Source organism: Planctomicrobium mucosum (assembly GCF_051466335.1).
Lineage (GTDB): Bacteria > Planctomycetota > Planctomycetia > Planctomycetales > Planctomycetaceae > Planctomicrobium.
In genome coordinates this window covers 230,874-257,871 of record NZ_CP195793.1, presented here as the reverse complement: position 1 = coordinate 257,871, position 26,998 = coordinate 230,874, and the positions used below count along the sequence as shown (strand labels likewise).

21 protein-coding genes are annotated in these 26,998 nt (G+C 53.0%); 7 read left to right on the top strand and 14 right to left on the bottom strand.

The window, feature by feature from the left end; translation table 11 throughout:
• Positions 1-71: 71 nt before the first annotated feature.
• From SH668x_RS01095 to SH668x_RS01060, 8 genes are all read right to left on the bottom strand, one after another.
• Positions 72-482: a DoxX family protein gene (locus tag SH668x_RS01095; protein WP_437186854.1), complete on the bottom strand. Its 411-nt coding sequence runs from the start codon at positions 480-482 to the stop codon at positions 72-74.
• Positions 483-647: 165 nt separating this feature from the next.
• Complete coding sequence (locus tag SH668x_RS01090) at positions 648-1,232, bottom strand: SRPBCC family protein (RefSeq protein WP_437186853.1); 585 nt, start codon at positions 1,230-1,232, stop codon at positions 648-650.
• Positions 1,233-1,428: 196 nt separating this feature from the next.
• Positions 1,429-2,700, bottom strand: a complete 1,272-nt coding sequence (locus SH668x_RS01085; RefSeq protein ID WP_437186852.1) for a hypothetical protein — start codon at positions 2,698-2,700, stop codon at positions 1,429-1,431.
• A gap of 71 nt (positions 2,701-2,771) precedes the next feature.
• A complete protein-coding gene (locus tag SH668x_RS01080; RefSeq protein ID WP_437186851.1) occupies positions 2,772-3,173 on the bottom strand; it encodes a hypothetical protein in 402 nt (133 codons plus the stop codon).
• 59 nt (positions 3,174-3,232) lie between these two features.
• Positions 3,233-4,249 (bottom strand): DUF1559 family PulG-like putative transporter, encoded by a 1,017-nt coding sequence (locus tag SH668x_RS01075; RefSeq protein ID WP_437186850.1) that lies wholly within the window; start codon positions 4,247-4,249, stop codon positions 3,233-3,235.
• A gap of 198 nt (positions 4,250-4,447) precedes the next feature.
• Positions 4,448-5,695, bottom strand: a complete 1,248-nt coding sequence (locus SH668x_RS01070) for a hypothetical protein (RefSeq protein WP_437186849.1) — start codon at positions 5,693-5,695, stop codon at positions 4,448-4,450.
• Between the two features lie 232 nt (positions 5,696-5,927).
• Entirely contained in the window at positions 5,928-6,764 is an 837-nt protein-coding gene (locus SH668x_RS01065; RefSeq protein WP_437186848.1) for an LssY C-terminal domain-containing protein, read from the bottom strand.
• A 111-nt stretch (positions 6,765-6,875) separates the two neighbouring features.
• Positions 6,876-8,231 (bottom strand): MFS transporter, encoded by a 1,356-nt coding sequence (locus tag SH668x_RS01060; RefSeq protein ID WP_437186847.1) that lies wholly within the window; start codon positions 8,229-8,231, stop codon positions 6,876-6,878.
• 420 nt (positions 8,232-8,651) lie between these two features.
• Between SH668x_RS01060 and gatC the strand changes: the two genes are divergently transcribed.
• From gatC to SH668x_RS01045, 3 genes are all read left to right on the top strand, one after another.
• Positions 8,652-8,945 carry an Asp-tRNA(Asn)/Glu-tRNA(Gln) amidotransferase subunit GatC gene (gene gatC / locus SH668x_RS01055; protein ID WP_437186846.1) on the top strand — a complete coding sequence of 98 codons (294 nt, stop codon included), beginning with the start codon at positions 8,652-8,654 and terminating at the stop codon, positions 8,943-8,945.
• Between the two features lie 3 nt (positions 8,946-8,948).
• A complete protein-coding gene (gatA, locus tag SH668x_RS01050; protein ID WP_437186845.1) occupies positions 8,949-10,412 on the top strand; it encodes an Asp-tRNA(Asn)/Glu-tRNA(Gln) amidotransferase subunit GatA in 1,464 nt (487 codons plus the stop codon).
• A gap of 236 nt (positions 10,413-10,648) precedes the next feature.
• A complete protein-coding gene (locus tag SH668x_RS01045) occupies positions 10,649-10,960 on the top strand; it encodes a 2TM domain-containing protein (protein ID WP_437186844.1) in 312 nt (103 codons plus the stop codon).
• Positions 10,961-11,231: 271 nt separating this feature from the next.
• Here SH668x_RS01045 and SH668x_RS01040 read toward each other — a convergent pair whose 3' ends face one another.
• Entirely contained in the window at positions 11,232-11,546 is a 315-nt protein-coding gene (locus SH668x_RS01040; RefSeq protein ID WP_437186843.1) for a hypothetical protein, read from the bottom strand.
• 361 nt (positions 11,547-11,907) lie between these two features.
• Between SH668x_RS01040 and SH668x_RS01035 the strand changes: the two genes are divergently transcribed.
• A complete protein-coding gene (locus tag SH668x_RS01035; RefSeq protein WP_437186842.1) occupies positions 11,908-13,140 on the top strand; it encodes a hydrolase in 1,233 nt (410 codons plus the stop codon).
• Positions 13,141-13,185: 45 nt separating this feature from the next.
• On the opposite strand, the gene SH668x_RS01030 is transcribed toward SH668x_RS01035, so the two are convergent.
• Complete coding sequence (locus SH668x_RS01030; protein ID WP_437186841.1) at positions 13,186-13,869, bottom strand: HNH endonuclease; 684 nt, start codon at positions 13,867-13,869, stop codon at positions 13,186-13,188.
• Positions 13,870-14,255: 386 nt separating this feature from the next.
• Between SH668x_RS01030 and SH668x_RS01025 the strand changes: the two genes are divergently transcribed.
• Positions 14,256-16,706 (top strand): DUF7133 domain-containing protein, encoded by a 2,451-nt coding sequence (locus SH668x_RS01025; RefSeq protein ID WP_437186840.1) that lies wholly within the window; start codon positions 14,256-14,258, stop codon positions 16,704-16,706.
• A gap of 50 nt (positions 16,707-16,756) precedes the next feature.
• Here the strand turns inward: SH668x_RS01025 and SH668x_RS01020 are convergent, their stop codons facing one another.
• Entirely contained in the window at positions 16,757-17,797 is a 1,041-nt protein-coding gene (locus SH668x_RS01020) for a LacI family DNA-binding transcriptional regulator (RefSeq protein WP_437186839.1), read from the bottom strand.
• 353 nt (positions 17,798-18,150) lie between these two features.
• Between SH668x_RS01020 and SH668x_RS01015 the strand changes: the two genes are divergently transcribed.
• A complete protein-coding gene (locus SH668x_RS01015) occupies positions 18,151-18,960 on the top strand; it encodes an IS5 family transposase (protein WP_437185075.1) in 810 nt (269 codons plus the stop codon).
• Positions 18,961-18,979: 19 nt separating this feature from the next.
• On the opposite strand, the gene SH668x_RS01010 is transcribed toward SH668x_RS01015, so the two are convergent.
• Positions 18,980-20,398 carry a hypothetical protein gene (locus tag SH668x_RS01010; RefSeq protein ID WP_437186838.1) on the bottom strand — a complete coding sequence of 473 codons (1,419 nt, stop codon included), beginning with the start codon at positions 20,396-20,398 and terminating at the stop codon, positions 18,980-18,982.
• A 296-nt stretch (positions 20,399-20,694) separates the two neighbouring features.
• Here SH668x_RS01010 and SH668x_RS01005 point away from each other — a divergent pair, with 296 nt between their 5' ends.
• Positions 20,695-21,441, top strand: a complete 747-nt coding sequence (locus tag SH668x_RS01005) for a Swt1 family HEPN domain-containing protein (protein ID WP_437186837.1) — start codon at positions 20,695-20,697, stop codon at positions 21,439-21,441.
• A 17-nt stretch (positions 21,442-21,458) separates the two neighbouring features.
• Here SH668x_RS01005 and SH668x_RS01000 read toward each other — a convergent pair whose 3' ends face one another.
• Together SH668x_RS01000 and SH668x_RS00995 are read right to left on the bottom strand one after the other, a co-directional pair.
• On the bottom strand, positions 21,459-23,135 hold the full coding sequence (locus tag SH668x_RS01000) for a GspE/PulE family protein (protein ID WP_437186836.1): 1,677 nt from the start codon (positions 23,133-23,135) through the stop codon (positions 21,459-21,461).
• A gap of 25 nt (positions 23,136-23,160) precedes the next feature.
• Positions 23,161-26,823, bottom strand: coding sequence for a secretin N-terminal domain-containing protein (locus tag SH668x_RS00995; protein WP_437186835.1), 3,663 nt, complete (start codon positions 26,821-26,823; stop codon positions 23,161-23,163).
• Positions 26,824-26,998: the final 175 nt, after the last annotated feature.

Here is a 26,998-nt window from a genome sequence, read left to right as displayed (position 1 = left end):
TGTAAATAAAAAAGCCGCGACGTAATCTGTTGCGGCTTTTTTATTTACATCGCATGAGCTGTGTCAACCCGTTAATTCATGTGCGACACATTTCGAAAAGGAAAGAGTGCTCGGAATTGCGGATCTCGCAGGAAAAGTCCCAGCCAGATCATGACCCCCAAGATCACGGGTGGCGCAAATCCATCTCCGACACGAACATGTGCGGCAATCGCCCCTCCCAGATAGCCAGTCGCCAAAATTGCCCCCAACCCCGCAGTCTGTGGAATGAGGTACAGAATCGCACTGGCGAACTCAGCAATCGCCAGCCACTTCATCACACCGATCGGCCACCCCAATGTCTCCATCCCCTTCACGGCGTCGGGCGGGAGTAAAATTTTCATCACGCCGCTCATGCAGAGGGCAAAAACGGGGAGGAGAGTCAACACCCAGCCGAGCCAGTAGGTGATCGGACGACGCTGAGATGGGGCATCAAGTTCTGGCATGCTCGTTGTTCCTCATGATGAAAAATAAATCGTCATTGCGAACACTTGATTGACCAAGCAACGCCGGGCCGCGGCTCACTTGAGTTTGGCGTTCCAGCGGCAATGAACACGGATTTTGAACCAGTTTTTGTCAATATTCGTCGCCACACTCCCCCGAGACACGGGCTAATTCGCTGCATCCCCCGCTTCGGTCTCTGCAGCAGGGATACTCTGCTCTCGGACCGTCTCCTGTGCCACTTCATCGAGCTTATGGAGACCGGCTTCCATTTCTTGTCCGATGATCCCCTGCATATCCAGCATCATGCAAATCGCTTTCGAAAAAAAGCTATTTTTGCCGACCATCGACCATTTCAGGCGCGAACCTGATTCTGTTGGAGAAACAACATACCTGACCTCATTCGTCGCAACCATCGGGCGTTTGAAGTCCAACTGCATCTCAATCAGTTTGTGCGGAACACTTTTCGTAATCTTCAGCGTCCCCGCTCCGACATCATCGTTTCCATCCCACTCATAAATTGCCCCTTCACCGGTCTCTGGACCAGTAAAAGTCCGCTTGAGTTGCGGATCTTTCCGCTCAAAGGGCGACCATAGCATCCCCTGCCGGGGGGCATTCAAGATGCCAAAAACAACCTCTGGCGGGACGCGGACATCTGCGGAACGTTCGACCACGAAATCATCTGGTTGGAGCCATACCACCAGAAGAAAGATTCCGATGACGACTCCCAGACCAATCAGAATTTTCCTGACCATTGCACATTCCCACTTCTGAATTTGTTCTCGATTGAAACACTCAATAGACGAACAACAGCGTCGAAAGTCGACGACGAAACTACAGTTTTTTTCGAATCAAAGAAACAGAAACGGGATTCAATAAAAAAAGCGTCGCAGCAGACTCGACTAAGAATCTGGTGAGACGCTCTGGAAATACGCGGATTACAGAATTATTTCATTTTTCTTCCACTCGGAACCGCAGAATCACCGCTTCCGCATTTGGGACAGTCGTCTTGTACTCTTGATGCGACGCGATCGGTGTCCAATTCCCTGTGGCCAGGTCGAGCACCTCCACCTGCCGAGTTACGCCCGCTTCTGGATGGAACTCAAAGTGAAGATCCTGCGGCTCAAAAGCTCTTAAGCTGGCGACGTACGCAATTTCAGATCCGTCCGGGTGATCAAAGAAGCCGACGACAGCTTCCCCTTGCGCGACGCGAAACCAGTGTTCCTCCGGAAACGGCGTCGCGCTGTCAGGAATTCCTGATTCCTTCTCTTTATTATCAGGAGTTCTGGTCGTCGGGGTGCAGTAAACCTCGACAGCTGGCCCCATCTCTCCAATCAGCTGATATCGTGGCCGAAGGTGCTGCCCCAATCGGATGAGATGGGAATCCGGGTCCCAGCGTTTCTGAAGATCCGGCTCACGAGCCTTGTAAGGTCCGCCAATAAACCACATTCCAGCTTTGAGCCCATAGGCGATGGACGTATTCAATGTGTAGAGATCCTTGTCCCATCCATCGATTCCCAACCACCGCCCCATCGCCGACTCTCTCTTCATGGAGAGATCACGATAGTACTTCAGGTTGCTGAAGTTCCAATGGAGTCCACGCTCCCAGTGATAGTCATACCAGCTGTTCATCCCCGGTTTGAACTTGTACGAGTCCGCAAAGTAATTGCGATAAGTCCCCACCCAGATCGGATGAGTATCATCCCAGGATCGGATCAGGCTGATGTAGGTGTCAACTCCTGAAGCTGGTCCCATAAAATCGAGACGCTCGTTCCACAGGTTATACCCCCAGACAGCGTCGCTTCCTTTGACTTGTTTACAAATCTCTTCGAGTCGCACCCGTTGATCTTCTTTGCGGATATCGTTCTGAACCGGGCCCTTCCAGATCAGGACGTCGATCATCATCTTCATGCCATGCTTCTTGAATAGCTCATGGCGCCATTCGGTAAATGGGCAGTAAACCGTGTTGAAGCCAGCAGACTTCAAGAGCGTCAGCATCCGCTCAAACTCTGCCGGATCCTGCGGATACTCATCCGAAATCGCATATGGTAACGCAAAGACATTTGCAAATTCTGTCGGCCGGGCAGGTGTCGCCGTACCGTCGAACGTGGACAACTCCTGCTGGGGAGGAGACGGCGAATCTTGAGCTGGCAACCAGGCGGCATTCAGTACGAAAGTTGCAATCAATGCTGCCCACATCAAACTTGTAATCAATCGACTCATCGTGTCAGACACCTCTCAAGCCCGGAAAACGCTGCAATCAATCGATTCAATCACAGCAAGGTGATCAACATTCATTTCAAATCAAAATCATGATTCAACGACGATTCGCTAATTTCCGCTTCAATCGTCGAGTTTGTGTTAAAGCGAGCTGGAATAAGCTCCCGGTAAAGAGGGAGCCCTGAATCAAGTGATGCACCAGTCGGCACGCTCGATGTCACGATGACTTTCTTCTTGCCGACAGTGACGGAAGCTTGATAGTTGCCATCACGAATTCGGGAGAACCCTTCGGACCCGTTCGCGATATCTTTTTCAGCTGTAAACTGAATCACGCCGTCTTTAATTTCTTTACCACCATAGCGGACGGTTCCCGTGACCTCGTAGGTCGGCTCGAACCGGGAATCAGGAGGTTTGGTGCACCCGATGTGGATGGCAAGACTGCAAACCAGCAGCACGCAGAATCGAGACTGTGTCATAGTCAGTGGCCCTGAACAGAGAAATTGGGAGATCTGCGAATGTTCCGGGTAGTCGTGCTCTAGAACTCACCCAAAACACCCCCGTCATTTCGAACGGCGAGGCGTGCATAGACTCCAGTATCAATGCTCTCGCCAATGAAGCGAACTCCACCATCGCCCATCAGCCCCATCACTCCTCCGGTATGCGCGGAGTTCAGTGGAACATTGTAACCTCCGTTCGCAATTCCATTGCCGTCTGCAAATACACCCGTACTGGCAATTCCCGTAAAGAACTGCGATCTCCCCGGATTCATCTTATACCGGAGGCTCGTCAAGCTAAATGTTCGGTAATAGGGATGATCGGTTAAATCCGGATTCGTCGAGAAAGCGCTGTTTCCGAGGTAGAATCCGTGGCGACTCGTATTCCGATAATCCGCTGTCGTGTTGGCATCCTTATAAAAATAGTTGGAAATTTCTCCGACAACGAGAGTGTTCGTAGTTCCATCTGTGATGTCACCAAATCGAACTTTCGAATTATGACAGAGCGTCCCGTTGATGGTTGCCCATCCAAAGTAATTCCCTGACCAATATTGTGACTTTCCGGTCGGGGCAATCGTCCCGCCAAATCCATCGACAGCACCAGCGATTCCGGAGTAGTCGCTCGCCATCGCGAAAGGGGTTTGCTTTGCGACATGTGGCAGAGGGGAGGACGGACAGACATACACAGAAAACTGAGGAGAACCAACACCGTTTCCAATAGAATTCACTATTCGCGCTGCGTTAAAGGCCTGCCCCAAATGAGCGGTCAGGTCCCCTTTTTCGAATCCAGTTCCTAACTCCAGGTACGGCATCAGATAGGCCTGCCAAGAGAGCCCAAACCCGTATGAAGTCGACTTCCCGAACGGAGTCATGTTGTTTCCGGATCCAGGTGGAAGGCGATTGAACACATCATGAAAATTGTGCAACGCCAGACCCTGCTGCTTCAGATTATTCGCACACTGGGACCGTCTCGCTGCTTCCCGCGCCTGCTGCACCGCAGGCAATAACAAAGCAACCAGCACGGCAATGATCGCAATCACAACCAGTAGCTCAATCAATGTAAATCCAGAGCAGTTCGAAACAATTTTCTTGAGATCTCTATTTGTGCAACATCTGCCAGACAACCTTCTTCTTGTTAACATAACACTTCTCCGAAAGCATGACGGAAATTGAAATGAAAAACTCGACCGAAGTGATAACTGCCATCTATTAAGTTGCCCTTAATATTCTCATTAAGAGTCTGCGTATTACTGAGATTATTGAGACGTTAACTGTGCGCGAATTACAGATTGAAATAAAGGGTATTCCAGTTTTAGTCTCCAGCACTCGTACGTGCTGACTTCCCACTCCACCTGCTTGGCACCATGATGAATCAATGCTGGATAATTCGGGTACTCTTTCAGAATGGCTGGTCCGGTCCCGAGCCGCTGCAGTTCCACTCGAGTCGGAAGAACTCGTTCTTCCGAGGGTGTGGCGGTCTTGTCCGTCATTGATGTTCCGAGCCGAACACTGGCACTTGCGGTCCAGTCAGTGAAGAGTCCCGGCTCAGCCAGCACGTCGATCACCGCCATTTTCACAGGCTTTTCAACGCTCGCCTGCACAGCCATGTAATTGTCCAAGCCAGTCGGATTCGGAACATTGAGGTACTGGCAACCGAAGATGACCGTCGACTCTCCGGAGATGCCGACGGATGCATCGATGAGATCTCCCAGGATCCACCCCTCTGTTCCTTCGGTGATTCGAATATTCGCGTTGGGATTGCTGCAAAAATCGGTGATCGCATAGCTGGTAACAGAATCCTGATCACTCAAGGGAAGTCGCTTGGTTTGATCCCGTATTTTCGCCCCCTCGATGCGCGACGAAATCCGCGATCGAAAAACATTCACTTCAGGAATCTTCCAAAGGAGACGCAGGTCAACGAGCCCGCTGATGCTGATCGCGTCGAGTAACGAACTCTGGCCCCCGCGGCGATAGATCATGGTTTTCAGCATTAGACTGGCCTGAATGCCAGCGATATGACTGACCCCGCGAAAAATGTTTCGTCGATGTTGACGCTCCGAAACATGCCAGCCCTCGTCCATGCTGGCAGCGGAGGCCATTGAATTGAAGCAAACCCGCCCCCCCGCCTGCTCTTTCACCAACACTTCGAAGTCTGAATAGGCCTGTAACATTGACTTCGTTTGCTCTGCGGGGACTCCCAGCTTCGCAGCCGACCGGGCAAACCGCTTCATCGAAACGCGTGATGGGATGTGAGCACCCCCTTCCAAAGGCGTTTCCGCTTCTGCGACCTTGACAAGTTGCCATGCGAGCGTGTGATCAATCTGAAGAAGTTGCTCAAGTGCGGATGGACGATTGATCCCGCCGAGGGTTCGCAAGATTGCAGCGATACTTGATTGGAGAGGCGCGAGCACAGTAATCGCCTGAGCCTCGAACGTGGCCTGCTTGAAGGGCTCACCAGAAGAAGCAGGGGAGTCTGCCGGTTGGAAGCGAATGTAATGATCCATAATGAATGCTCACCTGCGATCAATCAAAGGCGCTTGATTGAGCCCAATCTCATCTCATTTCGAAGCCCGTCGCATGTCTGAAGGTTGATGTTAACAGTTTTGGCAATTCGTTTCAAAACGAAAAATGTCAAACATTAGGACGACGTATCGTTAATGCAGGTAAAATTTTAGTAGAATGGACGATTTGTTTTACAAGAAATTCTTGACAATTTCATAAATGCAAATCATCAGATTATTGAGGCAATTGCACATTCGAAGAATTCTGAGAGGACTCAATGCCATCTGAAGAAGGGTTCTTGCCCCCTTGAGGAAGAGAAGGGGCGATACTTGTCCGGAACGGTCGGACGACGCTCACGATTAGAGCGCCGTCTGTCCACCACCGGTCTCCACCGCCATTCCGGCCTTCGCGAATCTCGTGAAAGCTCGGCTCGCTGTACTGTTCGATGAGTTGGCCGGTCTGATTCAGATCCCGACTCAAACGATTCCGTTCTGCGTCAACATTTCCCGAAATGTGGTGCGTAATCTGGCCCGTCGTGTGACTCAACCCCACTCCATGATCGAATGTGGTTGCACCGAACCAGAATGGCCGACCGTCGGGATCCTTCTTGTCCGACAACCAAAATCGAACATGATGCCGCTGTTTGGGATCCGCACCAACGGGCTGTTCAAAAGCGAGGTCTTCTTTGCGGTGAAACAGATAAAGCGAACTCACCGGAGCGTCAACGTATTCGCGACGAAAAACGGTATCAGCCGCGATCCGAAGGGAGCTTTGCACTGTGACGGGGTCAGCGGGATACCAATGTGCAGCCAGCATGATATTCACGATTTCGTCGTGTGTTCCGACGATTGCAACATTCACCGGATCGCCCGGAATCCCTGCGTGCGTCTGCGTAATTCCGGGGATGTCGTCGATCGCTGGGTGCTTGCGAACGTAATGTGTCCAGACACCCGGCATGATTAAATACGCCAACAGCAGGTAGGAGGCGGTAATCATGAGAACCAACAGCAGATAGTTCGTCTGATTCTCTCGACCATTCGACTTTGGTGCTGGCTGCGGATCAGAATTCACGGAGTGCACCTTCTTCTGGATGAGTGAAGACGAAAAATGCCTTGTGGACAGAACGACCACAAGGCATTGTAATTTGTGAATTCAGTTGATGTGAGCGCGGGAGATGAAATCTCAACCAACTTGAATGACGGTCTTCACCGGAACGTCTTTAGCGGCACTCAGCTGCCCAGCTGGAACCGGATCCATCGCTGGAGCGACGGTGTGGCCAGTTTGAGCAGCACGATTTCGCTTCCCTAATTGCGCCCGTCTGACACGCTCTGCTTTTGGAACGATATCAGAATCGACAGCGTTCCACTTTGCATAAACATACGCTGCGACGGTCCCGAGCACGACCAGGCTGACGCTTATGTACATCACCCGGAATCCGAACTGATCGATTGACCAGCCAACGATCGGAGCGGTCAGGACTGTCCCGAGATCAATTGCTGCCAAGGTAATTGCTGTTCCAGTTCCGCGATTCTGTTCCGGAAACGCACCCGCTGCCAGGGAAATCACACACGGAAACATCAACGCCTGACCAAAACCAATACAGGCCGCTGATGGAATAAAATGCCATTCCTCAGTCACCGGCAGAAGTGCCAGCAACGCGACAGGATGCGCGAGCATGCCGACCACGATCATGCGGTGGCGTCCCATGATTTGACTCCAGTTCTTGGCGGTAATTCGCATCAAGAACGCTGTAATCGCATACACCGAGAAGAAGACACGCAGTCCGGTCAGCCCGAGTTCTGTCGAATATCGGGTCAGGAAGACTGTTGTGACGGAGAACACAATCCCCATCATCACCGTGGCAATTAAGATCGAAGAGGGGAAATATCGCAAAATAAGAGTATGAGTCGGCGAGTTCTCAGAAGGCCGAACATGAACCGTTCCACGGGTCATGAGAATCGCCAGAACACCGTGACCAACGCCCATCGCGAAGATGATTCCGAACAGAATCTGAAACAACAGAGTCTGATTCGGTGAGATTTGAAAGAGCCAGTCACCAAGCTGGGCACCGGCGATCATTCCCACAAAACCACTGGCACCGTAGGTTCCGATCACCTCTGTACGACGAGAGGGGGGGGCCAATCCTTGCACGAATGAAAGCGACGCAGCGTACATGCTGGCCAACCCGATCACGAAAATGCCGCGAGCCAGGTAAATCAACCAGGTGATCTCTGTAGAGAACATCTGCATCCCGGTTCCGAGCAAGTACGCAGCCACGCTGGCGAGCCAGACATTGCGAACTCCGAATCGGTCCAGAGCCTGACCGAGGAAGTATCTCCAGACGAGAGACGCGAACAAGCCGGCAGCGACGATTCCCCCGGTGATCTCTTCATTCCCACCGAGGAACTTGATGAATTCAGCAAACCGGAATGTCAGGGTGTTTGCAACACACAACAAAACGTTCGCTGTAAATACGAGCCAGAAGGCCGTCTTGTAAATAGACCCCGAAGCATCGTCCCGGGAAGCAGTGTTTGACATCTATTGAACTTCAGAGAACTGAAGCTCCTCTTAAAGCCGGCGGGGCCGTGCTGGGTAGGTTTGGAAAGGCAAATCCTAACAGATCTGTTTCTGCGGAAAAGATCGAATCTTTCTACTACTAAACATAACACGAGTTTTTCGGATTGTGATCAGCAGCTATAAGATTTCCGTAGAATGAGACTTACACTTCGTCACAGGTTCGCGTCCACTTTTTCAATTTTCAAAAGTGAGAGAACAGGGCCCTCGTCCACCTGCCAAAACCGCTGCTCGCCGCACATCACGGGTTTTTTCCTTGCGAACGGAATCGACGGCGATGGATTTTTTCGCAGCACTGCAAACTGGCTTGTCGCAGCTTCCATGAAGTGCGATTATCGCCAGCACTCAGTAGTCATTTCTGAATCAATGGAAGTCTGGATTTCGATGTCTCTTACATCTGAAGACGTGTTGAAAGTCGCTCGTCTCTCACGCTTGAAACTTGGCCCACAGGACGCAGAACGATACGCGGGCGAACTCGGAAACATTCTCAATTACATTGAGCAGCTGAATGAAATCGACACTTCCGGTGTTGAGCCAATGGCCCATACGAGCGATTTGACGAACGTTTTTCGGGCCGATGAACCGACTCCTTCTCTCGACCGAGCCGAAGCGCTGGCGAATGCTCCCAAGTCAAACGCCAAGTACTTCCTCGTGCCTCAGATTCTGGAAGGAGCCTAGCCAATGTCTCATATTTCAATGTCCGCATGGGATCAGGTGTCGGCAGTTAAATCCGGAACAGCTTCCGCAACAGAACTCGTACGCGAACAGCTGCAACGTATTGACCAGATTGACCCTCAGGTCAAAGCGTTTCTGAGCGTCGATCACGAAGGAGCCCTGCGATCGGCTGAGGCCATTGATCGCAAACGTGCATCGGGTGAGCCGCTTGGAAAACTCGCTGGCCTCCCGGTCGCCATCAAAGACAACCTGTGCGTCAAAGGTTGGAAAACAACGTGCGCCAGCAAAATTCTGGAGAACTTTGCTCCCCCGTACGATGCACACATCATTCAACGTCTCCGCGAAGAAGACGCAGTCCTCATCGGACGAACGAATCTTGATGAGTTCGCGATGGGATCGACGACTGAAAATTCCGCTTGTCAGAGCACGCACAACCCTTGGAATCTGGAGCGGGTTCCGGGAGGCTCGAGTGGCGGTTCCGCCGCTGCGGTTGCTGCTGGCCTGGCACCGCTCGCCCTCGGTTCTGACACCGGTGGATCGATTCGGCAGCCCGCGGCATTCTGCGGAATTGTCGGAATGAAACCGACTTACGGCCGCGTCTCGCGGTATGGAATGTTGGCGTTCGCGAGTTCGCTGGATCAAGCTGGCCCCTTCGCCACAAACGCAAAGGATGCAGCGTTACTTCTGGAAGCCATCGCTGGCCATGATAAGCGAGATTCCACATCCGCCAATCTCGCCTGTCCCGAATGGACTCGAACAATCGATCTCCCGCTGGAAGGGTTACGCATCGGCATCGTTCCTGAACACTTCGGGGAAGGGGTGGATGTAAATGTTTCTACAGCGGTGACACAAGCAATTGACGTGTATCGAAAACTCGGTGCAACGATCGTCGATATTGCGATTCCGCATACCCGTTATGGAGTTGCTGCATATTACGTCATCGCCCCATCAGAGGCGTCCAGCAATCTCGCACGCTACGACGGTGTGCACTATGGGCATCGCGCTTCGACGTTTTCCAACCTCGTTGATATGTACGAATCGAGTCGTGCAGAAGGATTTGGAGACGAAGTCAAACGCCGCATCATGATTGGGACATACGCCCTGTCATCAGGTTACTATGACGCCTACTACTTGAAAGCGATGAAGGTCAGACGGCTGATTGCCAACGATTTTCAGGCAGCATTTCAACAAGTCGATGTGGTGCTGACCCCCACCAGCCCCACTCCTGCTTACGAGCTGAATCGTCAAATCAAGGATTCATTGACGATGTATCTCGACGACGTTTACACGGTGTCCGCGAATCTTGCGGGACTTCCGGGGATTTCTGTCCCTTGCGGTTTCAGTAAGGACCACATGCCCATCGGGTTCCAGCTGATCGCGCCAGCCTTCGAAGAAGACAGACTCTTCCGAGCCTCGCAGATGTTCGAAAATGAGACCGATTGGCACGCTCAGCGACCAGCGTTGACGTAAATCCGCTGAAATTCATTCAAAATTGTCGAATGTGAATTGAAGTAAAAAAAGCTCACTTCCAGATTGGGAGTGAGCTTTTTTATTCCGAATGCTTTATCGCCAGAGAAGATGCGACAAATTTGCTTAATGGGAATATGCAGCGGTCCATCAGATAAAAATGACGATCGGCACGTTGGGTGCATCTCCTGGCAGCCCGAGGATTCAAAATCCAGTTTCGAGTAGCAAGGAAGACTGCCATGAACGAACAACGTCAAATGACTCAGGAACAGGCTGAACTCCGCGCCCAGCAGATTTTCTATGTTCACGCAGGGGTATACGCCGGCGTCAACGCGATGCTGGCGTATACCAATCTCACCCGAACCCCGGACAAACTTTGGTTCCAATGGCCTTTGGCAGGATGGGGAGCGGGACTCGCGGCGCATGCCATCGGGGTCTTTGTCACTCACCGAGCAGCCGACCGCGTTATGAAGCGAGTCGCCCGCAGACAGGAACGTCGGGAAAATCGAGCCTCGCGACGTGGTTTACACAGCGAACACCGCGTCAACTAGACATCGCCGGGGCGTCACGCTGAGATTGCGATCTCTGCAACGATGACTTAGGGAGGCAGTCGCTCCCTCATCTAGAGAAGACCTATTGCCCCAAATGCATGAGGCAACAGGTCTCGTTTTGAATTTCATGGCGTTTCCACGATCCGGCCTAATGACGGGCGTACTGAGATCGTGATGCCTCCCTGTCACGATCTCCTGACACTGAGTTCGGCAATCACACCATTCCAATATGTGTTGCCTCTCCTTCCATCAACCGCTCACGAGCCCCGTATTAGCGGTGCCCATGATGATGGTGTCCACGATGGAAGTGATAATGTCCGGTGTTGTGGTAGTGGAGGTTACCGGGAATAACGTGGTAATGCCCCCTGTGAGGCACGATGACGTCGGGTGTGCGGTGGAAGTGCCCCGTGTTGTGATAGTGGAGATGGCCACGTGCAGGCGCATAGGGTCGATGGGAGTGGCCGTAATGACCGTATCCCCATCCCCCGGAAATCCGACCTCCATGAAAGTGCGAAGCGGATGCTGTATTGCCGCTGAACGCCAAAAAGCCCGCTCCCAAAACCGCTGCCAAGATGAGATTCCTCATGATTGTGATCCTCTGCTGTTTTGCCCAACGGATTGTTTGTTATCAGATCGTTTCTGACGAAACCGTAACAATCGCAGGTCTCGTGCCACCCGAAGCAACATCTCACAACCCATATAATGAGAATAGATTACGAAGAGTCAGCTTCTTTCGGCAGGATTTGCCGGTGCAGCGAATTCGCGACAATGTGCCGTCAACTGGATGGCGCATTCGACATTTCGCTGTCTACGACAACCCTTTTTTCGTGCTGTTCGCATCGCTGGTGCGTAGTATTCTTGAGATGGAAATTGGAACGCTCACTACGTTTCCAACACTTCACTTTCGGCAGACATGAGATCGACGTTGCTGACGGGGGCACCGTGCAATGAAGTTCTGCAAGAAACAACTCTCCTGGATTCGTGCACAACAGGAGGAGATGTGCGATCAGCTCCGCATTTGGGCAGGTATTAACAGTGGCAGCTTCAATCCGATCGGATTGGCTGCATTGGCTGGCTCGGTCTTTCAGGAATTCACTTCGATCGGTGAAACTCTCAGCCTGATTGAATCAACGCAGCACGAATTTGTTGATGCTCACGGGGAAGTTGAGCAAGTTCCGTTGGGCAAAAACCTCCACGCAACAACACGCCCAGACGCTCCGTATCAGGTGTTGCTCGCAATTCATATGGATACGGTTTATGGGGTCGAGAGCCCATTTCAGAGTGTGGAACTCATTGACGCGAACACTCTCCGCGGACCGGGAGTCGCAGACGCCAAAGGTGGGCTCGTCGTCCTGCTCTTCGCACTTCGGGCGTTTGAGCGATATGTCGCTCACTCCGGAAACTACCAGCTGGGATGGGAAGTCATCATCAATAGCGATGAAGAAATTGGTTCTCCCGGCTCGACAGAACTCTTTCGGCAAGCGGCGGAACGTGTCGATTGGGGTTTGCTTTTCGAACCAAGTCTGTCGGACGGCAACCTCGTCTCATCCCGCAAAGGATCGGGAAGTTTTTCAATCATCGCCCATGGGAGATCGTCCCATTCCGGGCGAGATTTTCATTACGGAATCAACGCAGTTGTGGCGGCAGCGGAAGCCAGCGTACAGCTTCATCAATTAACTGGACTCTGGGAGGGAATGACGCTCAACGTGGCTCGAATTGATGGAGGAGGGGCGAGCAACGTCGTTCCGGGAGTCAGCGTCATCCGACTCAATATCCGTTACGAAGACACCGCCCATGAGCCTGAAATTCTCTCAGCGATTCACACAATTCTAGGGAGAGTGTCTGAGAAATCAGGAGTTCAATTTCAACTCCACGGCCGTTTTACCGCTCCGCCAAAATTACTCGACGCCGGGACCGAGGCAATGCTGCAGGAGTTCAAGCAATGCGGCGAATCGCTGGAAATGGAGTTAAGCTGGCATCCAACTGGGGGAACGTGTGACGGCAATCGACTGGCAGCCTTCGGGGTTCCGTGTGTGGATTCTCTGGGAGTCCAAGGGGGAATGATCCATAGCGATCAAGAATATGTTCGCCTGTCGAGCCTCACAGAAAGAGCTCAACTGACAGCGATGTTTCTCGCTCAATTGGCAGATGGTGCAGTTAAAAAAAGGACCCGAGAATGAAAACTCTCCTTCTCGGGTCGTTGGCTCAACCAGCTCAAAAGTGCTTCATTCGGCGGACTGAGCAATAAAATTCCGCCAGCACTCATACTTGCTCAGCGTCAGCTGCCGACTTAAGAGCGGGCTGCGTTTCGGCTTCATGGGCTTTTGCAGCAACTTCATCCCCGCTTCGGACGGGGTTCGCCCTCCTTTATCGACATTACACTTAAGGCACGCGCAGACGATATTCTCCCACGTGTCGCCCCCTCCCCGACTCTTAGGCATCACGTGATCCAGACTCAGACGTGGAGTGCTATATCGCTTCCCGCAATACTGGCAGCGATGACCATCTCTTAGGAAGATATTGCGACGATTAAACTTCACAGTGTTCCGTGGCACACGTTCGTAAGTCAGCAATCGGACAATCCGCGGAGCCTGGATTTTGAAATTGACGGAATGGATCCAGTCTTCGTGATCACTCTGTTCTTCTAACTCCCCTTTAATTTCGCAGAATTCCTTCCACAAAAAGAAATCATACGCGCTGTAGTGACCACCTTCGACATGAATCACCTCAGCCAGACCTTTACAGAGCAGGCAGAGCGCACGCCGCACGGAAATCACCTGAACCGCGAGGAAGTTGCGGTTGAGAGCCAAGACGTTGGCTTGCAACGCTGACGAAGAGGATCGTCGGCGAATACTCGTCTCTTCAACGTATGAAGAGTTCGGGACCGGAACCTGCGCAACTGAGATCATGCACACTCCTGAGCCATTAATACACTCTTCCTGAGCGCCGAAACTGAGCAATCAGTTCAACCTGTGGAAAAACGCATTCCCGCTGTTTGAAAAATCTTAGTTATTAGCTCGTGTCCTGACAACATTGATGATTATGAAGTTCGCGTGAAACTCACCCGAGAACACACTTCCGGGATGGAACGACTTCGTTGGACACTGAGGTTTATCAATCCACCTGCAGATCGAATCCCTGGAGATGACTGCTGTTCAAAGTAACTTCGAGAGGGAGCGTCGATCCAAAGACCAACGCATTGCCGAAATCAGCGTTCGGAGAGTCGACTTGATTTCACGTGATTGTCATGATGAGGACGCTGCTCAGATTCTCCCTCCTGTTCATAAGGCTTGCCATGCAACGTACCGGGCTCATCTGCCTGCTAGTCTTTTCTGGTTTGTGTTCTCCAATTTGGGGTGCCGAGCGATCTGCGACTCCCGCTGAGGCGATCAGCATCCGTGAAGGTTTTCAGGTCGAGCTGATTCATTCCGCTCAACCCGAAGAGGGAAGCTGGATTAGCATGACCTTCGACGACAAAGGTCGTCTGATACTCGCTGACGACCGAAACGGGCTCTTCCGAGCCACTCTTCCATCTGGCAATGTCCCCATCAGCATTGAACGCATTCCCGGAACCGACCATCTGAACCACTGCCGAGGAGTACTTTTCGCCCACGGTGCACTTTACGTTTGTGCAACTGACGGTGAGGGTGTTTACCGCTTGAAAGACAACGATCAGGATGGAACATACGAAGAGTCGGAACTTCTCATTCCGTTGATCTACAAAAGTCGTTACGGGCACGGAGCCAATCAGATTCGGCTCGGACCGGACGGGATGATCTATATCGTGATCGGGAACGACGTCTTTTTTCCCGAGAACATTGACCCCGCATCTCCGTACCGCAATCACAAGAATGACTGGCTTTTGCCGAATCCTCACGATGCCGATCAGACGGAACGTGTCGGGATCATTCTGCGGATTGATCCAGAAGGCAAGACCCGCACGATCTTCGCGGGAGGACTTCGAAATCAGGTCGATGTCGCCTTCAACTCGGAGGGGGAAATGTTCACCTGGGATGCCGACATGGAATGGGACGTCGGGCTTCCGTGGTACCGTCCAACTCGCATTAACCACGTTGTTTCCGGGGGGGAATACGGTTGGCGATGGGGAACAGGAAAGTGGCCGAACTGGTATCCCGACAGCCTCCCAAGCACCCTCGATACCGGACTTGGATCTCCCACAGGGATTACATTTGCGAACTCCAGCAACTGGCCGGAATCCTACCGCAATTCCCTGTACGCAGCCGACTGGCAGAACGGCCGCATCCTGAGAATCGACTTGCAGCCAGTTGGCGCTTCCTATCGCGGTGTGTCAACGTCGTTTCTCGAAGGAAGTCCTGTGAATGTCTGCGACCTTGAATTTGGCCCCGATGGAAGTCTGTATTTCATCACCGGAGGAAGAGGTTCGCAATCTGGCCTCTATCGCGTAAAGCATGTCGGGCAGGGAACGAATCAGCAAGAAAATGTCCTTTCTGGGGACGCCAAAGCAGTAGATGCTCGGGCAATTCGGCATCAGCTTGAGAAGCTCCATCAGATTCAGGACGCCACTCAAATTGAATTCATCTGGTCACATCTCGGCAGCGACGATCCGTGGATTCGATTCGCAGCCAGAGTCGCTCTGGAAAACCAAGATCTCGACCAGTGGCGAAAGCTGGTCGCCACTGCTCAAAATTCCCAGGCTCGTCAAGTTGCCCTGATGGCGCTGGCTCGTGTTGGAGCAGAAGTGGATCAGAAGATCATTGTGAAGGGACTCAAAGAATGGGATCTCTCACAAGCCGATCCACAGGAGTTGCTACTTGCACTCCGCACGTTGCAACTCTCGCTGGTGCGACAGGGAGATCTGGAGATCGCTTCCCGGATCCCAACCTTGCGACGACTTCATTCCATACCGCCCCAGTCAAGTTTTCAGGTGAACTGGCTCCTCAGCGAGTTGCTCGTTTCATTGCGTTCACCCGAAGCTCACGAGCGAATCCTCAATCTGCTGGAACAGGCAACAACACAGGAAGAGCAGGTCCAATACGTCAAAACTCTGATCCGCAGTCCGCAGCCCTGGACCATCGAACAACGGAAACGACTGCTGGGTTGGTTGACTAAGAATCGACGACTTCCGGGCGGTCGACTTGTGGCGAACACGCTGCAGTCCTTCCAAGCGGATTTTGAAGCAACGCTCCTGTCAGATGAACGCGAACAATTGCAGGCAGAACTGCTTGCATTGAACGCTCCTCTTGATACTCACGAGGGAAACGCAGCGGATCAATCGCGGCCGGTTGTTCAGGCGTGGACCGTGCAAGACCTTGAACGAGACATTGTTTCATTGAGGCCACAAGATCATTCAGTGGAGAAGGGGAGGGCGGCCCTCGCTGTTGCCATCTGTCTTCGCTGCCATCAGTTCGGAGACCGTGGCGGGCACATCGGCCCAGATCTTACGACGATCGGAAAACGATTCGATGGGCGAGCCTTGCTGGAATCCATCATTGAGCCTTCGAAGGTGATCGATCCCAAATACCAATCAGCATTGTATGAACTGGAGGACGGGACAATCGTTTCGGGTAGAACTCTCACGGTCAGTCGTGAGACAATCGAAGTCGAAACGAATGCGCTCACTGGCAAGTTCGTCGTCATTCCTCGCGGGGAAATTGCGAACTCGAGACAGTCGGATCTTTCTCCGATGCCGGAAGGGTTGTTGAACACCCTCAGCAAGGAGGAAATACTGGACCTGATCGCCTACTTGCGGACACCGCAAAACTGATGAAGCGAAAATGAGTCACCACGGGGGTGACTCATTTTTATTTGCAGCGATCATTCCGTCGATTCGCGAATCACCAGCTTGGGTTGGATCACCCTGATCTCTGGAGTTTCGGCGTTCGGATTTCGGAGCGAATATTCAATGAGATCAAGCGCGGCAGTCGCATACTCGGCGTGTGACTGATCGATCGACGTCATGCTTGGTTCGATGATTTCACAGAGCGGAAGATTATCATAGCCGGTGACAGCGACATCTTCTGGAACGCGTTTCCCGTGCCGGCGGAGCCCTTGGACAACACTGGCTGCCCACTCGTCATTCGACGCCACGATGGCATCCGCACCGTTTTGAAGAACCAGTTGCTGAATGCAATTCTCGACGATCGAGCGTGTCGGAAGCTGGCTACGTTCTGCTCCAATCCAGATCAGTTTTTCGTCGATTTCCAACCCGTGGGCTCGATGTGCCTCTTTCCAGGCCTCCTGTCGTACCGACATGAGCTGGTCTGATTCGCTCCAAAGTTCGAGTCCAATTCGCCGACGACCTTGGGCAATCAGATGGTCCATGATCTGCCGGATCGCTGATGCAGTGTCGACTCTGACATACGGCTGTGAAGACAGAACAGGGGAGGCATGCCAAACAATCCCTTGACGATTTTCAAAGACAGGAGCAAGCTCGGAGCGTGTTTCATTCATCACGTCGAAGAGGCAGAGCACCCCGTCGATGCCCCGATCCAGGAAGTCATCGAGGTAACCACGAATTTCGTCAGCAGATCCATGAACCTGACCGATCACCATGCGGTAACCGCGACGATGAGCTTCAATTTCAATGGCAGACAATCTGGCGGAGAAGACAGAGGTGTTGACAGTGTTCAGGATGACGCCCAGCATTTTCGTTGGGCGACCGCGTAATTGCTGAGCGGCCCGATTGGGACGATAGTTCATCTCCCGCGCGATCTTGAGAATTCGCTCACGCGTATCCTGAGAAACGCGAACGTTGTCTGCACCGGAGTGATTGAGCACGTGTCCGACAGCAGCGCGGGACACTCCCGCTTTTCTGGCGATGTCGACCAGGCGAACTTTAGTTTGATCTGTAGACATGGTTTTTGAATAGCTAGACGCTTCGTGACTAATTAACGAAAGCTGCCGCTGCCCTGACCGGTCGCTTTGAACAATTCAACCGCTTCACGTAACCAGATTGGTTGCATGCCTGATTAACCATGGAAAAACCGCGGAACCGCGTTTGAACTTCTTCCTGATCTCTCTAGGAGGCTCCGCATAGACTAGCAATTCAACTCCATCTGCGCCAGATCTTCCATTCTTTTTTCAAAGAAAATATTGAGCTCAATAGTCAACAAACATCGTTGATGCGACTCAACTTATCTCCTGTACGTCTAAATTAAGTCTAGAGTCTGTTATGGACTTAAGTGTTGGTTTTGAAGTAGTTTCCGTGGATGAGCAAGCCCCGGATGCCTTACCCCAGTGACGTCACGGACGACGAATGGGCCTTTTTAGCCCCCTATTTGGCGCTGGTGAAAGAGGACTCGCCGCAGCGGGTTCACTCCCTTCGAGCCGTGTTCAATGCCATGCGGTGGCTGGTACGCACCGGGGCGCAGTGGCGGTTCATGCCCCATGAGTTCCCGCCTTGGCCCGTGGTCTATCAGCAGGCTCGCCGTTGGCTGGAGGCTGGCGTGTTTGAGCACATCGCTCATGACCTGCGGGAAGTGGCTCGCGTGGCTCAGGGACGCGATGAGCCCCCCTCAGCAACGATCTTAGATGCGCGAGTCATCCAATCCACTCCCGAGAGTGGTGCCAGAGCCGGTTACGATGGCGGCAAACGGCGGAAGGGCTCGAAGGTTCACGTGGCCATTGACACGCTCGGGCACCTTCTCGCCTTGAAAGTGACCCCAGCCAATGAACAGGAGCGAGCCCAGGTTTCCGACTTATGTGTCGCTGTGCAGGAGGCGACTGATCAGGCCATTGAAGTCGCCTATGTGGACCAAGGTTATACTGGCGAGAACGCGGAAGAGGCTGCCGCTGAGCAGGGAGTGGAACTGCGCGTCGTGAAACTCCCTTATGCCAAGAAAGGATTCGTATTATTGCCACGTCGATGGGTCGTGGAGCGGACCTTTGCCTGGCTAGGACGATCACGGAGGCTGGCACGTGACTACGAACGACTGGCAGAAGTCTTGGCCGGATGGCACTGGGTGGCCATGGTCGCACTGCTGCTCAAATACACGCCGATCGTCGTCCAGAGTTCATAACAGGCTCTAGTGATCAGATTCACTCCACTTTGTCGGACGCCGACTGCAATTCAATATGTCCCGAATGCAATTTGTACGTCGTGTTAGACGCTTGGCAAATCGCGTCCAGAATTCCTTGAACGCTCACATCTTTCAATTGAAGAGCGACTGTTGAGTCCAGCTGTTCTTCAGTCAGCGTCTGGAATGTCACTGGTACCCCGATCAACTCCTGAAGCTCCAGAAGCAGACTGATCAGCGGAACAGGTTGATCCTGTTCATAAGCTGCGATCTTTTGTTCGAGCCGAAGCTTCAGGTCAATCTTTTCGGCATCGGGATCGGCCAACATTGTTTGAATTACGATCACAGCTTGATCGGGAGTCTCAGCGACAGGCTCTTCAGCTTCCGATTCGGGTTTGTCAGCGACCTGTGCTTCGAGCGGAAGGCCATCAGCCATCGACGCCATCCGCCGCACAACGACAGCGTCTGTTTTTGAACTGAGACGACGAACACTCCCATCCGCCATTAGAACGAGCATCGAATCGGAGTCCCCGGTACCAAATCCATCCGGACCATGCACGTACGGTTCTGCTGTGAACGACCTCACGGTTGCTTCTCCCGGAGCAGCCCATGATCCGAGGCGAGACTCCACCCCTGCGACGAGCATCGTATTCGTCAGCCCGTCTGTTATGTCTTCCTGTTTGGTAATCTGTTGACCTCGAAAGACTCCTGCTCTTGGATGATTTTTTGGCAGAGTTTCTGCATCTGCACCAACTCCGGAAACTCCAACGAAATGAGACGCTGGGTATAGATCGGCTCCGGTCTGATGAGCGATCTGAGGGTTCTGGAAAGCAGGGAACCGTCGACGAACAAACTCATCATTCACCGGAGCATTCCAACTCTGATTCCAGTTTGTGAATGCCGCTGCCAGCTCGCGATCTGCAATTCTCGCGATCCAACTTCTTTGGCTGAGTGTCAATTCATCCGCAGGATTGCGAGCGACGGTCCCTGTCCCCAGTTCTGTTCTTAACAGTCGATAAATCTCCCTCAGCTTGGGCTCGACTGGCCCCTGTTGAACTGGAGGTTCAGGCGTTTGTGCTTCCACTTTGGGCTGCTCGGGAAGAACCACTGGAGCGACGACGAGGCTTGGGGCGTCTGCCTTCGGCTTCTCCACATCTACCGGGATTTCAGGCCGGTTCAGAGAAATTGCGATCAGTAACCCCACGACGCACGTTGCCACAGCGAAAATAATCACGGGCAGGCGGCTCTTCGTCGCTGGAAGCGGAAGCGAGCTTTTCGCTAACGACGGGAGGCTTTCCGGGATCACCCCCCGCAGCCCCTGCGTATCCTGTTGAATCAACAGAGGACGATGGCAATCCGGGCAATCGATCACACGATTTCGTAGACTGTCATCACGAAATCGCAGCGGGATCGCACAATGTGGGCAGTGAAACTCGTGCATTGACCTCTCGGTAACTCATTGGCGTGAATCGGTTCTCAAGAGATGATTTGAATTGAGGAACCCGATCGGATTTCAAAACCAAAGTCAAATTTGTTCAATGTTGTGAAACGGAACGTTCGCGTCAGAACCGGCATTCCCATTGTAACGAGACATTTCCTGTTCGCCCTCCCTCACTTTTCCCTACTCGAAAGGACTTTTATGAATTGAGTGAAGACTTCCGTCAGGTCTAGTCTTCACAACTTTGAGTTACCATTTAGGATTTTAACACCTGCAGCCAAAAATCCCTGACAGGGCTGATGCCCGCAAGCCATTTATTCGAATCGAAGATCACTTTGACCGAGTTCCGTAGAAAAATCACGACTGCACTGGACCTCCTGACCGATGGGCTGACCCCATTCGTCGAGGCGAGGCTCCGCGCAACTCATGGTGAGGATTGGACGAAGGTCGTCTCCAATTCGTTCCGGGAAGATCGAGGAAGAATCCACGAAACGACAGTCGAATGGGACGCCCATTCTCTACTGGCGGTGATGTGGGATCAGTGGAATAATTGTTTTCGACAGGAGTTAGGTCATATTGAGCGAAGCATGGTGAGCGAACTGCGGGAGGTTCGGAATCGCTGGGCTCATCAACAGCAGTTTAACTTTGACGACTCGTTCCGGGTTCTCGACAGTGTCCATCGCCTACTGCGCGCGGTGGACGCCAAAAACGTTGATCTCATTCAGGAAGTCAAATCGGAACTTCTGGAATCCCATGTCGCCGACGCGGTCAATACGCAGGTACAGCGAGCAGCTTTTCGTAGAAACAAATACTGGGTGATCGCAATCTATGGGTTCTGCTGCCTGTTGATTGTCGGAAATGCCTGGATGGCCGGGGGGACGCAGAACCTGTTTCTCATTTCGATTGTTCTGCTCGTCTTCCTCTATCTCATTTACAATCAATTTAAGATGGATGCGCCGCTGCTGTACGGGCCTCGCGAGTGCAGTCGCTGCCATCGCATCATTTACCGCAAGATTTGCCCATACTGCGAACCCGGTAGAACTTAAGCTCAATCTCGCCGTGCTCAGTCACTCCGCGTGATACGCATCACTTCTTCGAGGGTTGTCGTTCCATCAAGCATCTTCTTGAAGCCTGCCTGTCGGAGACTCACCATTCCCTTTCTCAGGCAGACATTTCGAATGTCACCAGTGCTCGCTCGCTGATTACAGAGTTGACGGATCTCTTCATCGTTCACAAGTAACTCGTGCACACCAGTTCGGCCGGAGTAACCCGTATCACGGCAATCGCGGCACCCACCGGGCTCGTAGAGAGTGTGTTCCACTTCGCCGTCGTGCAAATCGCTCGGAAGATCCTCAACCTTGTACCGGATTGCCCGCCGACATTTGGGGCAGAGTTTGCGAAGAAGTCGCTGGGCGAGAATTCCTTCCACGGTACTCGAAACAAGATACGGTTCGACCCCCATGTCGACCAGACGTGTAAACGAACCGGGAGCATCGTTGGTGTGCAAGGTGCTGAACACCAAGTGTCCGGTCAGCGACGCCTGAATCGCGCTCGTCGCCGTTTCTCCGTCTCGAATTTCTCCGATGAGGACGACGTCGGGGTCATGTCGCAGAATACTTCTCAAACCAGCGGCAAAGGTGAGACCAATCTTGGAATGAACCTGAATCTGACTGATCCCCTGGAGCTGATACTCAACGGGGTCTTCGACCGTAATGATCTTGGTCGCTGGGCTTTTGATTTCACTCAAAGCACTGTAAAGCGTCGTCGTCTTTCCGCTACCCGTCGGGCCGGTGACCAGAATAATTCCGTGCGGAAGTGCAATCAGACGACTGAACGTCTTGTAGGTATCGTCCGGCATTCCGACCCCTTTGAGATCGAAGACCATGCGTTGCTTATCCAGCAAACGCATCACGATCCCCTCGCCGTGCAGCATCGGAATGATGGACACACGGACATCGATCTCGCGTCCCTGGACACGCACATTGATACGACCGTCCTGAGGGAGTCGTTTTTCGGCGATGTTCAGTCGGGACATAATCTTCAATCGAGTGACGATTGAAGAGGCAAAGTGGTTGATCTCCGCGGGGACCGGTTGCACCCGCAACAGGCCGTCAACACGAAACCGGACGATCAGCCCGTTTTCCTGAGGCTCGAGATGGACGTCACTGGCGCGTTGTTCGAGCGCTTCAATCAGTAGTTCATTCACCAGTCGAATGACCGATGGCGCCAGTGCCGATTCGGCCAACTCCCCCATGCCAGCGGGGATATCTTCGAGGAGGTCGACATCGTCCGCACGCTGCGCCACCAGTTCCTTGATGGTATCGCCACCGACCCCCAGATTCCGTTTGATCAGTTCAACGATTTCGTTGCGGCTGGCCAAAACGGGTTCGATTCGCACACGGCCAAGCGTGGAGAGTTCATCGATCGCTTCCAAGTCGAAAGGATCGCTGATTGCTACTTGCACATGCCCGTTTTCACGAACGAGAGGTATCGCTTCATAGCGAAATATGGCGGACGTTGGAAACAGATTCAGCAAATCGCGATCGACCTCATATTCCTTGAGGCTGACCAAAGGCATCCCTAACTCTTCGGAAAGTACCTTCAACGAATCTTCTTCGTGAAGAATCCCCATTTGAACGAGAGTCTGGTCGATGCGAGATCTGGAATCCGTTTGTTGCGCGAGTTCAATTTGCTGAGTGGTGACGAGACCTGATCGCAGCAGAATTTGAGCGATGTTCATGCTGAATTCAACTTCCTGCTACCTGTTATCTGCCACCACGTCCGCCGCCACCGAAGCCGCCGCCGCCTCGACCGCTACCGCCACCGCCACCGAAGCCGCCGCCTTGCATCCGCTCGCGCATCCGCTGTTCGAACATCTGACGCATCTGATCGGAGTTGCCTCCTCCAGATGATGTTCCCGGATTCGATGGTGTCGTTGTGCTCGATGTAGAACTCGGCCGGCTCCCGGTAACACTCACTTTCACCTGCGGCATCAACGAACCCAGTGACTTTTGGACGACGGTGGAGCTTGCATTTTCGAGTGTGACGACTCGCACAGTCTTCCGGGCATCCATCGTGGCTTGATCCATCGACTTCACGAGTGCTTGCACTTCTTGAAACAGTGAATCATCCGCCCAGACAATAATGTTGCTGGTCGTTCGATCAATTCCAACCGCCAGCTTCGGTGCCGCTGCGGCCCCCTGATCGCCCCCTCGGCCGCCACGTTGTCCAGCGGCAGCAAGCATTGCGAGTGGGTTGTTCTGGTCGAATCCTCGTGGAGGATCGATGTAGTTCTTGTAGACATCTTTAACGACGTTATAGACCTCCTGAACGTCTGCATGTTCGACAGGGATGAGCTTCGCAACTTTGTCCCGAAGTGAATCTCCTCCCAGATCTGTGGCATCCAGCACCGTCAGCATTTCTTCGACTTCACGAACCAGCGTGACGGGCCCAGACACGAAGAGAGCATTGAGACGGATATCGGGAACGATTTTCAGCCCCTGCTTGTTTGCGGATCCTGAAAGTCCGGTGATGTCTCGCAGGCTTCCTCCCAGAGATGACGCGCCGCTGGTAATCGTGTCCATCATGCTGCCGCTGCTCGAAGAGGAACTGGCGGAAACCGCACTTCCGGGAAACAGCAACTTCAACATGTTGGCAGCTTCAGTTGCATCTGCGACCTTGAGAGTGAAGATCGTCCAGGTCACACGAGGCGGAATCGCCAGCATCGTTTTCTGCAGCAACTCTTCAAACTGATTCAGTTCAGCTGGATCATTTGAGGTGATGAATAACTCGTCCCCCATCACGACAATACTGACGCCACCGGTTCCCGGAGTCGGCGATTGCACGTTCACATCCGGTGCTTTGGGCTGAATCGATTCAGCCTCGCTTGGGGCTTCGGGGGCTCCCAGAAAACTGTCAAGCAGTGCATCGAGTTCAGGAGTCGACGTATCTTCTCCTTCGACAGGCCTGCTCTGAGCAATTGTCTGCACGGGAATTCGCTTGGTCACAGAAGCGGATGCTCCCGAACGAGGGGTTTCTGTGGTCGCAGGAATGCTCTCCTGCCGAGCTGGCGGCTGTTGCCTTGGAGGAGTGGAATCGGCCCCATTCCGTCCACGACTTGGCGGATTGATGACGCGAATTGTTGATTCGTTGTTCGAGTTCCACATCCGCTCCAGAAGTGGAATCAATTCACTGGGATCTCGTCCAGAAAGGGGAATCGTTCGCGCCGTCGAGGTATTGCTACTGAATCGATTCGATGAACCGTCTTCTCCAAGTTGGCTCAACAATGTCTTGATCTGCGTGATCTGGTCCGCATTCGCTCGAATGAGAAGCTGATTTCCGTAGTAGTCGGTTTCAACGATCGGAGCATTGTCACCATCTTTAATGAACATTGATCGGAGAGTCGCTGCGACGGCACTGGGGTCGAGGTTCACCAGTGGAATGACCGTCATGGATCGATTGCCCCCCACTCCGTCCATTTGAGCGATGAGGGTTTCCACCTGCCGGTGTTGATCGGGAGTCGCCTGAATGTGCACCTTGCGATTGCGGGCATCTTCGTTGATCACGATGCCGGGCATCAGGGCATTGATGGTTTTCGTCACTTGAGTCGGGTCGGACGATGAAACCTGATAAACCTTCAGAAATGGCCGAGTCATCGACGCTGCGAAGGGACTCATTTCGCTGTCGACGTCGACAGTCTTGAGTGCCTGTTCCACGAGAATGTGCTGCGCCACGGTGGCGGTAATCAGCAGTTGGTTCGTTCGTGAATCGGTTGCCACCCGGACAGTTCCACTCGGTGGCTGCACCGGGGCTGGCGCGGGAGGCTGTTCCTGACCACGACGATCGCCCCCTCCCCAACCTGGAGGCCCGCCTCGGCGTTGCTGCTGGTTATTCGGATCAGCTGCAGCACTGACGTTTGATACTGCTGGTGCTACTCCGAGCAGTGTGCGAACGATCCGCTCGGCCTCATAGGCATCGATGTGCTTGATTTCATACGCCTGAAACTTAATGTCGTTCGGTCCGCCAAGTGCAGTGACATCCTTCAGCAGGTCTCGAATTCGTCGAAGGTTCGAGCCAATGTCTGTCACAAGAATGGAGTTGGTCGACTTCAGCCCGACAACCTTTCCTTGTGGCCCTTTGATCTCATTCACTTCAACCGCAACCTGCGAAACGTCAACCCCTTCCAACGGAAAGATGACTGTGAGCAACTCGAATTTTCCTCGCTGCTCCAGATCAGATGGTGAAACGTTCGGAATCAGATTCGGAGGAATCGTTTCATCGATGTTGACGCACACCAGAAAATCATCGCGACGGAGCAGGCAATAGCCTTTGGGAAGCAAGTAGCCATTCAGAATGTCGAGGGCTTCAGTCGGTGTGTACTGAGCATTGTCGTAATAATTGAAGGTTCCCGGAGGGACAGCGTTCAGGTCGAGGGACAGACCAGCCTCATCCGCGAAGAGGCGGAGCACATCGCTCCAGGGTGCGTAGCGGAAATTGAAAGTCATTTTCTCGGTGCGTTTCCTTGGCACCGCATCGACAGTGGGGGCAGTCTCTCTTGGAGTTGCAGCGTTTCCAAAACTGGCAGCAACGCCGGGTTCCCACTTTGGATTTTCCGGCTGAAGAGTCACTGTGCGGGGCGAACCGGCAGGTGTTCCGTCAGCAGTTGCATCGGGAGCGACGGCTGGAGCTGTCGTTGAGGGAACTTCGACAACAACAGGTGTGAACACTTTTGCAGGTGGTCCGATTCGCTCTAACCAGGATTTCTGCTGTTCAGCGGTGAGGACTGCCCACGAGCGTTCTGCCCACTCATCGTTGAACTTCTTTCGATCTTCGTTTTCAGGGTCGCGTCCAAACGCCAAACCAGCGACCATCCGCTGCTCTCCCAGGCGAACGAATTCAGCTTTCTGCTCTTCCGTAATCTTGAATTCCTCAGCCAACTCGGAATTCCGGGCCAGAACGCTCACGCCTTCTCGCTGCAAGTGCAGTTGTTCCAGACGCTTGTACTGATTCTCCGTCAAAACGTCTTTCACTTTGGCGTCATGCTTCTTCCGTTCCTCAAGGGAACGTGCCCACATCTCTTTCCGGACAGCTTCTCGCTCCTCTTCCGTATTAGCCGAGCTCAGCTTTTGATAGATATCTTTGAAGATATCGCTGTTATCACCGGCGTCCTTGGCGAGGTCGTCGATCTTGGCCTGTTGCTCAGGAGTAATCTCCAATTCCGCACGGACCGAGTCGCTTCGGAGTTCGGAGAGGAGCGAACGGCCGCCGAGTCCCGATCCGGGGCCTCCCATCGGACGCCCGATCCCGACACGAACCGGAGTCGGAGAAAGAACGTTATCCTGGGCAGCAACGTCAGTTACAGCGAAATTGACACAGAAAAGGCTCAGGAGCAGCCCTCGACAGGCAGAGTTCACGAGGGTGGTCTTCATGGATGACTCCAATGCCCCACAGCGGGGACCTGATTGCTGATTCTTGGATCTTGTCGAAACGTCGGAAGGATTAGGTGGGTAAACTTCAAATGAAATCGCGATGACTTCCGGTTTCGAATATTACGTACTTATGTCGACTCGACCACTGGGCACGATGCCCGACAAAGCCAAGCCT